Below are 12267 nucleotides of genomic sequence, written 5' to 3'. Positions count from 1 at the left end.
TGTCTCTAACTTTATCAATAATCAGTTTTCACCATACAATCGTTCGGATGAAATAGAAAAAAATCCTTGGATAAAATATTGTATCTCTAATGATTCTATGAGATGGTAGATAAGTAAAGGAGGTTTTTCTATGGAAAAAATTGCTATTATCGGTGGTGGCATCATCGGTATGACATTAGCCAACTATTTAGACACCTCTAAATTTGAGGTGACCTTATTTGATGCAAAAGAAGGACAAGCTACTCGCGCTAGTGCAGGCATCATCTCGCCTTGGCTTTCAAAAAGACGAAATAAACAGTGGTATCAGTTAGCAAAAGATGGTGCGGCTTTTTTCCCAAAACTAATCCAGGATCTATCACTTGATGATTCCATCTATAAACAATCCGGCACACTGATTTTTCGCCAAAAAGAAGCTTTGGAAGATCTTGCTGCACTTGCCGAACAACGAAAGAAAGACGCACCTGAAATCGGCGATATTTCGCTGTTACAAGCTGAAGAAACAGCCAAAGTTCTCCCATTGCTAAAACCAACACCTGCTTTATTTGTGACTGGAGGGGGACGTTTAGACGGTCATGCCTATCTATCTCACCTTGCCACACGCTTGGAGAAACAAATGGTCAAAGTAATCTCTGAACGTGTCCAGTTACGCAAAGAAACCGCACACTGGGTCATCTCTGGTACTTTTGGACAACTTGACTTTGACCGAGTCATTCTAGCGCCTGGCCCTTCATTGAAGCCGTTACTGGAGCAGATTGGCTTTCATGCTGATATTCGTCCACAAAAAGGACAGCTGATCGTTTTTCAAACACCTTATGCGAACAGCCAAGAATGGCCTGTTGCCATGTTAGAAGGGGAAGCCGATTTTATCCCATTCAACGATGGGACTATACTAGTTGGCGCAACCCATGAAAATGATGCGGGTTGGGATTTGGTTCCTACCGAATCTGCTTATCAGCAATTGATAAAAAGTACAGTACCATTTTTAGCTGAACCCGATCAACTTGCTACATGGAAACACACCATGCGAGTAGGCACACGGGCGTACACCTCCGATTTTGCGCCGTTCTTTGCACCTGTTCCAGATGAACCAAGCTTGATCGCCGCAAGTGGCTTAGGCTCCTCTGGTTTGACTACTGGCCCTTATATCGGCTATTTGATTGCAGAGTATCTCAACACAGGCATTTGGCGAGGCGACCATTATCAAAAATCAATCGATACGTACCTTTCAAGATTATAAAAGAAGTAAAAAAGAGGCCTACTTGCGTAGCCCTCTTTTTTGGATTCATGATTGATGGTTATCTTAGTACCAACCGTTTGCTAACCAGAATGCTTTTGCAGCATCCCATGAACCATAGCGTCCAGCAACGTATTCTTCTACAACACGTTCTTGGTTCGCTGGTGAGTAGTCACCGTTCAAATATGCTGAATCTAATTGGTAACGTCCGATGTAACGGCCGTTTGTTGCAGTGTAAGAACCACCTGATTCTTTTTGTGCAATCCATTCTTTCGCAGAGTTGCTGTTTGTTGTTACAGTAGTTGTAGCTGGTGCTACTTCAACTGTTTCAACAGGCGCAACGTATGTATATTCTTGCGCTGGTGTTTCTGTTACTACAGGAGTTTCTACTTTTTCAGTTGTTGGTGCTACTTCTGTTGTTTTTACTGATGAAGCGTCAGTTGGAATTGTTAATTCTTCACCAACGAAAATGCGGTTGATATCGTCAATCGAATTTTGCTCTGCAATAGCTTTGATCAGTGAATTGTCACCTGCAAATTTTTGTGAGATTTTAGATAATGAATCTCCAGCTTTTACTGTATAGACTTCATCTGCATGAGCAGTAGTCCCTACAAACATTGCAGTTGCTCCAGCGGCAACAGTTGTCCCCAAAACGATCTTTTTAATTGAATTCATAGTAAGCTCCTTTTTTTCTCTTTGATTTGTTTCAACGTCACTAACTTTATCATCTAGAAATATTTCATAGGTGAAAGAATTATGACATTTAATGACAAAATCGTCACATTTTTAATATTTGTAATATTTGATTTTCCGAAAAACTAGGACTAAAGTCGTAGAAGCTTTATAAATCAACGTTGGAATCGTTTTTCAACCCTTTCACAGAAACTTTAAAAAAACTTACATTCTGTAATATTTAGAATAAATTTTTTTCAATTTATTGTATTTTTCTGCGAAATTCTTCTCATTTTCCCAAAAATTGATGCAATAAACACAAAAAAACCAGTAATTGTTACAACAATTACTGGGAAAAATGACGTATTCGAGTAAAAAAGTCATTTTTTAGGAGTTTTTTTCTTTTGTAACAATTGGATTGCTTGGTTCATTTCATGGATTGCTTCTTCGTCTGTTTCTTTTTCCAGTGCGCAACTTAATACTTCTTGCCATTTTTCAGGATCTTTGATTCCTAACTTACCGATTGCCCACGCTGCTGTCCCGCGAATCACTGGACGAACATCACTTAGACACTCTTCAATATGAGGCAAAGCGGCACGTTCTCCTAAATTGGCTAAGGCAATCAGCGCATTTCGTTGAAGAGGTTTCCTTCCACGCCATGAGCCAGCCAAATGACCGTATTGCTGTTTAAATTCTTTATTAGAGATCGTTAACATAGGCGTGAGTTTCGGATAGACTTCGTCTACTTTTGGTTCCATTTCTGGATGAAAGTGAAAATCTTTCCCTCTATTATAAGGACAAACCAACTGACAGATATCACAACCATAAATGACGTTGCTCATCTTCTTTCGATACTCCTCTGGCATCATGCCTTTTGTCTGCGTTTGATAAGACAAACAGCGTTTAGCATTCATTCGCCCATCACCTAAAAGTGCATCCGTTGGGCAAGCCGTCACACAACGCGTACATTCGCCACACCCAAAGACACCAGGAGTATCTGGTTCTAGGTCGATATTGGTCACGATCTCACCTAAATAGACAAACGAGCCAAATTCCTCTGTGATCAATAATCCGTTTCGACCGATAAACCCTAATCCAGCACGTTGCGCCACAGCTACGTCGATCAACTCACCTGTATCTACTTGCGGCGCCAAGCGCCATTCTTCTTCCTTTTGCCAATGTGTCGCTCGTGACTCAATAAATGAAATCAATTGTTGCAGACGATCCCGTAAGACATCATGATAATCGATGCCCCAAGAAGCACGAGCAAACTGTCCACGCTTTTCATCTCTAGGCATCTTTTCATGGATCTTTGTCGGATACGCTAAAGCAATTGCAATAATTGATTTCGGCCGATCAAACGTCATTTCCGGATATAAACGTTCATCGATATTAGGGTGTTCAAATCCAGAAGTATGTCCAGCAGCTTTTTGTTCTACCAACGATTCTTTCAAATGATCAAATGGCTCTGCTGTAGTAAACCCGATTTTATCAATCCCGATTCGCTTACTTTCTTGAATGATTTCTTCCTTTAATGTTAGTGCCATCATTACCACCCTCGATCAGACACGACTATATAATCCGTAATATAATCGTTCTTTTTTCAATTGAACGAATTGGATCTGTTGATCTGGGATTTTTCTTTCTTCCATCCAACGATTTCTAGCAGCAAATACTTCCCAGAAATTCACGGATACCCATTTTCGACGTTGGTCTAATGCATTGAAAAAGTTCAACGAAACAGGTTTGGTGTGGAGTAGTTCATGTAAACGTAGTTGTTCTCTTGCTGAGAACTCAGATAGATCCCGTGAATAAACAACATCTTCGTATAGATTTTTTTGTTGCCCATAAGTGAACGTTTGTGGAATTTCTCCTGGACGAGCAATTTCTACTAAACGATTATAATACGTATTCATTAGTTTGCTATTTGCAATAAATGCACTCTTGAAAAATGCGGATTGGATTTTTGGAATCACACCCTCTGTCCCTATCAAAGAAAACAACGCGGGCCATGCTTGAACCTTTAGTTCGTTCTTTTGTTTGACTAATACGCCAGGAGTAAAACCGACGGATGAAAGAAAGACAAAGTAGCCAATGCCTGTTTCTTCATCTAATGGCTGAAAATCATCAAATAACCATTTTCCAGGGTATTCCTCTGTTTCCAATTCTTCTGGGCTTGCTATGAACGCTTTCGCCATTTCTGCTTCAAGAAATAGGAGATCTTGATCTTTCTCCTTATTTTCTAGTTGGTTGATTTTTTTTGTTATTTCTTTTGCAATCAATTGTTTGTCTTTGCTAGTAAAATTCATAGCTTCACCTTCCTTTCCTCTCTTTTAACTATAACGGAATTTCACTAAAATTGGTATCTTTAAAACAATAAACGAACGAATTTTTATTTGTATAAATTGCGGAAGCATTAGTCCTCACGTCTCCAAAACTGAGCAAACGGAAGGAATAGAAGGACTCTCTTCAAAAACAAAGCGCCATCCACAAAAATTTAAAGAACAATTTTCGTGGATGACGCCTTATTTATCGAGGCTACACACTTTTGCCTCTTTTTAGATTATTAAATCGATTAGTGATTATTTCTTTTCTTGAGATAGACCATCGTGGATCGTTTCGATGTTCCATTTCATCATTCCATAATAAGAATCACCAGTTTCTCCTTCTTTTGCAATGGAATCAGTGAATAGCTCATCATAGATTTCAAGGCCTGTTTCACTTGCGACACGTTCCATGCTTCTCGGATCAACACTTGTTTCCACAAATAAGACTGGAACATCCGAAGTACGAACTTGGCTGATGATCGACTGCATTTGTTCAGGTGTACCTTGGCTTTCTGTGTTGATTTCCCAAATATACCCTGCTGGTAGATCGTATGCTTGTGAGAAGTATCTAAAAGCTCCTTCACTTGTTACTAATAGTTTTTTATTGTCTGGGATCGATCCGAAACTCTCTTTCGCTTGTTTATCTAATTCTTTCAATTTTTCGATATATGCATCTGCATTTTCTTCATATTGCGGAGCATGGTCTGGGTCTTTTTCGGCAAAGATGCGTGCGATTTCTTGTACATATTTGATTCCGTTTGAAAGATCCAACCACGCATGTGGATCTGCTTCTGTCTCTGATTCTCCACCGGTCAAATAAAGTGGTTCAACTTCTTTACTTACTGCAAAATAGTCTTCATCTTCTTTTTTATTTGCCGTATCCATCAAGTTTTCAAACCAAGCATCCCCTGTTTCCAAATTTAACCCATTGTATAAGATGACATCAGCATCACTTGCTTTTTTGATATCTTCTGGCAATACCTCGTATTCATGTGGGTCAGTTCCAACAGGGACGATACTATGCACATCGACATGTTCTTTTCCAACTTCTTTCGCCATGTCGGCGATGATCGAATTTGTTGCTACGACGGTCAGGTTTTCTTCTTTCTCTTCTGCTGCGGAACTGCCACAACCTGCAAAAATAAATAAGACAGCTCCCATTAACCATAAGATATTCAGTTTATTTTTCATGTACATACTCCATTTCTATTCGTTAGATTTTTTACGACTCGGCATTTTTTTCGTTTTGTTTCTTGAAAAAATAATCCCTTTAGTCGGTGAAAATAAAAAGGCCAACGTAAAGAATACTGCACTGGTCAACACGATGGTCGCCCCAGAAGGCCAATTATAACTATAACTATAAAACACACCGATGATCGCACTTAACACGCCGACTGTTGCCGAAATAAAAATCATTTTTGCCAATCGATCGGTCAATAGGTATGCAGTTGCTGCTGGTGTGATCAACATCGAGATGACCAAAATCGTTCCTACTGTCTGTAAACTCACAACGGCAACCAGTGTTAAGAAGAACATCAACAAATAGTGAACAAGTGTCGTATTCAACCCATAAGCTTTTGCCATCATCGGATCAAAAGAAGTGATTTTCAGTTCTTTATAAAAAATAAATACAAACAATAAGACGATCCCACTCACTATGGCAGTCATCAACATATCACTTTCTCTAACTGCTAAAACATTTCCAAATAAGATATGGTACAGATTAGTTGCACTTTGAGCAAAAGAAATCAAGATGACACCTAATGCAAAGAATGAACTAAAAACGATCCCAATAGCTGTATCATTTTTCAAACGGCTACGCTGTGTGACAAATCCGATTATGCCAGCTGTCAACATCCCAAATGCAGTGGCTCCTAGAATGTAACTAAAACCAAACATATACGAAATCGCGACTCCAGGCAGTACTGCGTGAGAAATCGCATCCCCCATCAAAGACATCCCTCTCAAAATAATAAAAGAGCCAATCACCCCTGAAGCCAATCCAACTAACATAGATGTAATCAATGCATATTGCAGAAATTGATAATCCATTAACCCCTCAATAAACGATTGAATCATTTTTCCATTACCCCTTTAACTAATTGCCCAATGATCTCCCCATAAGCCAACTGTAGATTTTCTGAAGTAAATACTTCGTCAACTGATCCAGCTGCAATCAATTCTTTATTCAATAAAATTACTTCATCAAAATAGGCTTCGACTTTGTGCAGATCATGATGGACGATCACAATAGTTTTCCCTTCATTTTTCAGTTCATCCAAAATAGCAAAGATTTTTCTTTCACTGACCGCATCGATCCCAACAAATGGTTCATCTAAAAAAATCCATTCTGCGCCTTGAGCCAAGGCTCTAGCAATAAATATCCGCTGTAATTGTCCTCCAGATAATTCACTGATTTGTCGATTTTCATAATCTGTCATGTCCACTTTCGCTAAGGCTTGTTTTGCTCGTTCCTTTTCTTTTTTCCCAGGACGTTGCCCCAAGCGCAAGGATGGATAGGTTCCTAACAAAACTACCCCTAATACATCGATCGGAAAAGAAAGATCCAGCTCACTACGCTGTTCGACATAGGCAATTTTTTTACGAATCGTTTTTATGGAGCGACCGTCGAAAGTGATTTCTCCGGAAATTTTAGGAACTAATTCTAATAAAGCTTTCATAAAAGTAGATTTCCCAGCGCCATTCGGTCCAATGATCCCTGTAAATTTTTGTGATTGGATAACTGTTGATACATGATTTAATACTGTCTTTCCTTGATAAGCAACCGTCAAATCTTTAACGGATATTTCATTTTTAGACACCTCTTACCACTCCTTTTCGGTGTACCTAACTTTTTATTCAAACTTAGTTTAACTAATATCAAAATCATTTACAAGTGTTATAGCTAATTTTTTTGATTTTTTAGATTTTTCTCGCAATTTTTGAAAATTTTCTGTAAAATCACAAACAAGAGCTATAAAGTAATGGTCGTTATTTTGTTTGCTAGTTATAGAATAAACTTATTTTTTACTTTATCACTCAACTTAAAAAAGGAGTTTTTGTATGGAAGAAGAAAAATTAACTCGTAGTCTCAGTGCACGTCATATTCAAATGATTGCGCTAGGAGGAACGATCGGTGTCGGTCTGTTCATGGGTGCTTCATCCACCATCCGTTGGACAGGACCTTCTGTAATGGTTGCATATGCTGTAGCAGGCTTCTTTTTGTACCTGATCATGCGTGCATTGGGCGAGATGTTGTATTTAGATCCTTCTACCGGTTCTTTCGCTAATTATGCAAGTGAATACATCCATCCCGTCGCAGGTTATTTGACGGCTTGGAGCAATATTTTTCAGTTTATCGTGGTCGGTATCAGTGAAGTCATTGCTGTAGGGGAATATATGAACTATTGGTGGCCAGACTTGCCCCAGATCATTCCAGGAATCGTTGTGATCCTTTTCTTGATGTTCGCCAACCTTGTTTCTGTCAAAGCATTCGGTGAATTAGAATTTTGGTTTTCTACTATTAAAGTAGTGACAATTATTTTGATGATCATCGCCGGTTTAGGCATCATTTTATTTGGATTCGGTAACCATGGAGAAGCAATCGGGATTTCAAACTTATGGAAAAATGGTGGTTTCTTTACTGGTGGCGTGAAAGGATTCTTTTTTGCTCTATCGATCGTCGTTGCCTCTTACCAAGGAATCGAGTTGATTGGGATGACTGCAGGTGAAGCGAAAGATCCCCAAAAAACGATTGTAGACGCTGTCCAATCAACGATCGGGCGGATCTTGATTTTTTATATTGGGGCGATCTTCATCATTGTCAGCATCTATCCTTGGAATCAATTGAGCGAACTAGGATCACCGTTTGTTCAAACTTTTTCTAAAATCGGGATCACGTTTGCTGCTGGTTTGATCAATTTTGTTGTCATCACTGCTGCTTTATCTGGTTGTAATTCCGGTATTTTCAGCGCCAGTCGCATGGTCTACACATTAGCCATCAACGGCAAAATGTCTAAAAAGTTTTTGAAACTTACACGTCATGGAGTGCCATTTTACCCAGTAGTAGCCATCTCATTTGGTATTTTGATTGGGTTGATTTTGAATTATTTGTTGCCCTTCGTCTACTCCCAATCACAGGATTTATTTGTTTTTGTCTATAGTTCCAGTATCTTACCAGGGATGGTACCTTGGATCGTTATTTTGATCAGTCAAATCAAATTCAGAAAAAAACATCCGATAGAAATGCTTGAACATCCATTTAAAATGCCCTTATCCCCATATACCAATTACCTGTCATTGGCCTTTTTGGCAGTGGTATTAGTCTTTATGTTCATCAATCCCGAAACAAGGATCTCATTGATGATTGGTTTGATTTTCTTGATCTATATGGCGGGTTACTATTTTGTACGCGAAAGAAAAATCAAGGAATAGTATAAGAAAGTATACAAAAAGAAGTCAGGACTGCGCGAACGTAGTCCTGACTTCTTTTAATCTATCACAACCTGATTGCACAACTGCTACTTACCAGGGACTAAATTTTCTACAAGAGTTTCTAGTACGTTGTGAGTTTTTTGATCATTTTGTTCTTACTATTTAGTGGTATGGTATAGTGTGGTTTTGTACATTCCAGTTGAGTGTGTAAAAATAAAAAATCAAAGTCCCTGGCAAATAGCAGTTGTGCAATTTGGCTATTAGCTTCGCTACCATCACAAAAATATCCAATAAATCTTGTGGCGACAGACCGTTTGTCCTTTAGGAATACCATCGATCAATTTAGGCTTCTTCCACTAAAAATGACAGAAAAGCACATCCTGGAATTAGCAGTTGACTTGAATGAATACTCCCAGCCATATTTTTCAAAAAGTTGTTGTACGATAAACAATCCTAAACCAGAACCTCCAGTATCTCGACTTCTGCTAAAATCTGGTCTATAAAAAGGTTGGAAAATCTTACTTAATTCCTCCTCCGTAAGTATCTGATTCACTTCATTTTCAATCACTAATTGTTTACCATCAAAAAACAGACTGATTTCTCCCTCATGCTTCGTATATTTGAAGGCATTACTTAGTAGATTATCTAAAATTTTATCAATATCATTTTTATTACCGATGATTTTCTCCCCTTTTAGATTAACGACTAGTTTTTTCTGTTCTGCTTCCGCAAGTATCCGGAAAGAAGTCAATTTATGTTCGATCATTTCTTTGATTGAGACTTCTTCATAGACCACATCATCTGAAGGCAAATTGTTTCTTGAGGCAAAGAGGATATTATTGATCATTTCTGTTTGTTCTTGCAAAATATTTTTGCAAACTTCTAAATATCGCTCTCTGTCTTTAAATTTTCCGACATTATAGATCATGCCATCAATCAACCCCATCAATGAAGCAACAGGTGTTTTCAATTCATGAGAAGCGATTTGCATAAACTCTGACTTTGCTTGTTCCAATTCTTTCGTTTTAGCTACTTCAAGCTCTAACACTTCAATTGTTTGGATCAAAGAAACATATAGATGGTTGATATCTTGCGCTAAAAGTGAGATTTCATCCGTACCTTTGACATCACAACGAATATCCGCATCTAATTCGATCATTTTTTCTGTTACTTTGGATATCTCTTTGATTTTTTTTGTCGAATAAATACTATAGTAGTAAGCGCCGATGCCCCCAATGATTAGTGAGACAATGATGATAAATGGATATAAATGAAGTAACACTTGACTTGCTTCTGCGACTGGTTGCATCGAGTATATGCCAAATAAATAATAAGTGTTACCTTGTTTGTCAGTAATCTCTTGAAAAATTCTCTTTTCATCAGATAGAAGACTGATGCCTGAATAGTCAAGATTCCCGTCAAAGAAAGGACCAAGAACTAGGCCATTATTATCCAACAGCATGATATCAAGATTTTGTTCTCTTTCAAGCCAGTATTGATCAACAGCGTTTTGCATGGTAGCTAAATCTTTGTGCTCTATACTCTTTGCCACTTGATTGAATTCCTTGTTTATTTCGTTCAGCTTCATTCGTTCATAGTAGACTGGCATCGTAAAATATAAGACAATCAATGAAAGAATCGAAACTAGAAAAATGATGATTCCAGAAAATAGAAAATTTTTCAGCATGATACTCATGGGGTGTCCTCAAGCTGGTAGCCTCTATTTTTGATCGTTTTTATTGATAAAAGTGGCATTTTCTTTCGGATATTTTTTATATGATTATCTAATATTCGATTTTCCAAATGATATTCATACGACCAAACTTGATACACTAATTGTTCTCGCGTGATGATTTTCCCTTTGTTTCTTATTAGAATCACTAAAATATCGTACTCTTTTCTTGTTAAATGGATTTCTTCCTCTTGGTATTTTACAAGACCACCATCGAGATCAATGGCGTACTCCCCGATAGTGATGTGGGGATTTCCTTGATTCATCCGAAACACATTTTCGATCCGTTTGATCAAAATAAGTGGGGAAAAAGGTTTGACGACATAGTCACTGATCAAATGGGAAAAACTGAGCAACTGCGTATATTCATCATCCAAGGCAGTTAGCATGATGATCGGCACATCCGACGTTTCCCGAATTTTCTTTAAAACATCCGTCCCCCTTATCCCAGGCAACATAATGTCCAATAGGATCAAGTCAAATGTTTCTTCAGCAAAAACTTCCAATGCTTGTTCGCCACTCCTTACTGAATAAACTTCATATTTACGCTCTTTTAAAAATTCCGTCACGATTTGATTGATCATATATTCATCTTCAACCACTAAAATTCTTTCCATATCACTCTCTCCTTATTCAAAGCGTAGTGCCTCAATAGGGTTTAATTTGGATGCTTTCATCGCTGGTAATAAGCCAAATATCACACCCATTAGGGAACAAAAAACTAAGCTAACGATAATAGACAGTACAGACACAATATAAGGATAATCAAGCGACTGTGTGATAACATAGCCACTTAGTAAGCCTATAAGTATCCCCAGTATCCCACCAATCAATGTCAAGACTACCGCTTCTACTAAAAATTGTTTTAAAATAATTTTTCTTCTTGCGCCGAGTGCTTTCTTTATCCCGATTTCTTTCGTTCTTTCCGTGACAGAGACTAACATGATATTCATCACACCGATCCCCCCTACTAATAACGAGATACTTGCTATACCGGACAAGAGAATAAAACTTGACTGGTTCATTCGTTCCAATTCTCTGGCAAAGTCTTTCAGATTCATTACCCCATATTCATAATCGGATGGTGGGATCTGTTGATTAAGAATCTCTGCTGCTTTTTCTGCAGCGCCTTGTAATTGATCGGTATTATTTGTTTGGATCGTGACAAGTGGCACAATATCTAACTCATCAGATAGTTTATGTGCTTGCTGTAAAGGAACATAAGCTCTTTTCTCAAAGCTAAATAGATTACTACTATTGGGATCTAACTGAAATACACCTTGAACTTTGAATGGCACGCCATTCACTTCGACAAACTGTCCGATCCCTTCTTCATTGGGAAATAATTCGTCATACAAGGAATCTTCCAGAAAAATGGCTTGTTGTTGCTCCTTGAAGGCTTGAGAAACAAAACCTTCCCCTTTGATGAAGTTTAATTGCTCCAAATCCTCAACAGAAGAAGTGACAGCAGAAACTTTGGCGTCAGCCCCTTTTGCTTTCCTATAGATTTTCCCATCTTTTTGATATGACAAGCCACTTGCTAAGACCTCTGGTATCTCATTAATTTTATTTAATACATCTTCACGTAAAAACGGAAGGTATAACGGTTTTTTTTCTTCCTTTTCTGATAGGCCTCCCCCAAATAGGTTTCCACTTTGGAATGAACTTTTTTTATCGTATTGGATGTTCATCGTATTATTGTTACCACCAATCATTTCTCGTTTCATTTTTTCGGTATTTCCACCGATGATGCTGAAAATCGAAATAATGGCAGCAATCCCAATAATGACACCTAACATAGTCAACACTGAACGCATCTTATGAGCAAAAATCGATTGTAAGGCAAATCTGATTTCTTCCATTCTTGA

The 12267-nt window shown here is 38.1% G+C and carries 11 protein-coding genes; 2 read left to right on the top strand and 9 right to left on the bottom strand.

Features of this window, described 5'->3' with window-relative positions:
* Positions 1–130 precede the first annotated feature (130 nt).
* Positions 131–1237, top strand: a complete 1107-nt coding sequence (locus IGJ49_RS02845) for an NAD(P)/FAD-dependent oxidoreductase (RefSeq protein ID WP_023519181.1) — start codon at positions 131–133, stop codon at positions 1235–1237.
* A 63-nt stretch (positions 1238–1300) separates the two neighbouring features.
* Here IGJ49_RS02845 and IGJ49_RS02840 read toward each other — a convergent pair whose 3' ends face one another.
* The 6 genes from IGJ49_RS02840 to IGJ49_RS02815 form a co-directional block, all read right to left on the bottom strand.
* The gene (locus IGJ49_RS02840) at positions 1301–1909 is read right to left on the bottom strand and encodes a LysM peptidoglycan-binding domain-containing protein (protein WP_023519180.1); all 609 of its coding nucleotides are present in this window, start codon (positions 1907–1909) and stop codon (positions 1301–1303) included.
* 377 nt (positions 1910–2286) lie between these two features.
* Positions 2287–3453, bottom strand: coding sequence for a tRNA epoxyqueuosine(34) reductase QueG (queG, locus tag IGJ49_RS02835; RefSeq protein WP_153830461.1), 1167 nt, complete (start codon positions 3451–3453; stop codon positions 2287–2289).
* A 15-nt stretch (positions 3454–3468) separates the two neighbouring features.
* The gene (locus IGJ49_RS02830; protein WP_010736215.1) at positions 3469–4215 is read right to left on the bottom strand and encodes a hypothetical protein; all 747 of its coding nucleotides are present in this window, start codon (positions 4213–4215) and stop codon (positions 3469–3471) included.
* 273 nt (positions 4216–4488) lie between these two features.
* Positions 4489–5424, bottom strand: a complete 936-nt coding sequence (locus IGJ49_RS02825; RefSeq protein ID WP_023519178.1) for a metal ABC transporter substrate-binding protein — start codon at positions 5422–5424, stop codon at positions 4489–4491.
* A gap of 15 nt (positions 5425–5439) precedes the next feature.
* Complete coding sequence (locus IGJ49_RS02820) at positions 5440–6312, bottom strand: metal ABC transporter permease (RefSeq protein WP_153830459.1); 873 nt, start codon at positions 6310–6312, stop codon at positions 5440–5442.
* A complete protein-coding gene (locus IGJ49_RS02815; RefSeq protein ID WP_023519176.1) occupies positions 6309–7055 on the bottom strand; it encodes a metal ABC transporter ATP-binding protein in 747 nt (248 codons plus the stop codon). The genes IGJ49_RS02820 and IGJ49_RS02815 overlap by 4 nt, the downstream gene beginning before the upstream one ends.
* 241 nt (positions 7056–7296) lie before the next feature.
* Between IGJ49_RS02815 and IGJ49_RS02810 the strand changes: the two genes are divergently transcribed.
* Entirely contained in the window at positions 7297–8667 is a 1371-nt protein-coding gene (locus IGJ49_RS02810) for an amino acid permease (protein WP_023519175.1), read from the top strand.
* A gap of 337 nt (positions 8668–9004) precedes the next feature.
* Here the strand turns inward: IGJ49_RS02810 and IGJ49_RS02805 are convergent, their stop codons facing one another.
* From IGJ49_RS02805 to IGJ49_RS02795, 3 genes are read right to left on the bottom strand one after another with little or no spacing between them, the layout of a single operon-like run.
* The gene (locus IGJ49_RS02805; protein ID WP_077151558.1) at positions 9005–10363 is read right to left on the bottom strand and encodes a HAMP domain-containing sensor histidine kinase; all 1359 of its coding nucleotides are present in this window, start codon (positions 10361–10363) and stop codon (positions 9005–9007) included.
* Complete coding sequence (locus IGJ49_RS02800; RefSeq protein ID WP_019723143.1) at positions 10360–11016, bottom strand: response regulator transcription factor; 657 nt, start codon at positions 11014–11016, stop codon at positions 10360–10362. Before IGJ49_RS02800 ends, IGJ49_RS02805 begins: the two co-directional genes overlap by 4 nt.
* A gap of 12 nt (positions 11017–11028) precedes the next feature.
* Positions 11029–12261, bottom strand: coding sequence for an ABC transporter permease (locus tag IGJ49_RS02795; RefSeq protein ID WP_438722329.1), 1233 nt, complete (start codon positions 12259–12261; stop codon positions 11029–11031).
* Between the last annotated feature and the right edge of the window lie 6 nt (positions 12262–12267).

The sequence above is a fragment of the Enterococcus sp. AZ171 genome (assembly GCF_051714005.1).
GTDB lineage: Bacteria > Bacillota > Bacilli > Lactobacillales > Enterococcaceae > Enterococcus_B > Enterococcus_B pernyi.
This window is presented reverse-complemented; position numbering and strand designations above follow the sequence as displayed.

Coding starts and splice junctions, on each gene's coding strand:
- IGJ49_RS02845 (WP_023519181.1), top strand. CDS start 131: ATGGAAAAAATTGCTATTATCGGTGGTGGCATCATCGGTATGACATTA.
- IGJ49_RS02840 (WP_023519180.1), bottom strand. CDS start 1,909: ATGAATTCAATTAAAAAGATCGTTTTGGGGACAACTGTTGCCGCTGGA.
- queG (WP_153830461.1), bottom strand. CDS start 3,453: ATGGCACTAACATTAAAGGAAGAAATCATTCAAGAAAGTAAGCGAATC.
- IGJ49_RS02830 (WP_010736215.1), bottom strand. CDS start 4,215: ATGAATTTTACTAGCAAAGACAAACAATTGATTGCAAAAGAAATAACA.
- IGJ49_RS02825 (WP_023519178.1), bottom strand. CDS start 5,424: ATGAAAAATAAACTGAATATCTTATGGTTAATGGGAGCTGTCTTATTT.
- IGJ49_RS02820 (WP_153830459.1), bottom strand. CDS start 6,312: ATGATTCAATCGTTTATTGAGGGGTTAATGGATTATCAATTTCTGCAA.
- IGJ49_RS02810 (WP_023519175.1), top strand. CDS start 7,297: ATGGAAGAAGAAAAATTAACTCGTAGTCTCAGTGCACGTCATATTCAA.
- IGJ49_RS02805 (WP_077151558.1), bottom strand. CDS start 10,363: ATGAGTATCATGCTGAAAAATTTTCTATTTTCTGGAATCATCATTTTT.
- IGJ49_RS02800 (WP_019723143.1), bottom strand. CDS start 11,016: ATGGAAAGAATTTTAGTGGTTGAAGATGAATATATGATCAATCAAATC.
- IGJ49_RS02795 (WP_438722329.1), bottom strand. CDS start 12,261: ATGGAAGAAATCAGATTTGCCTTACAATCGATTTTTGCTCATAAGATG.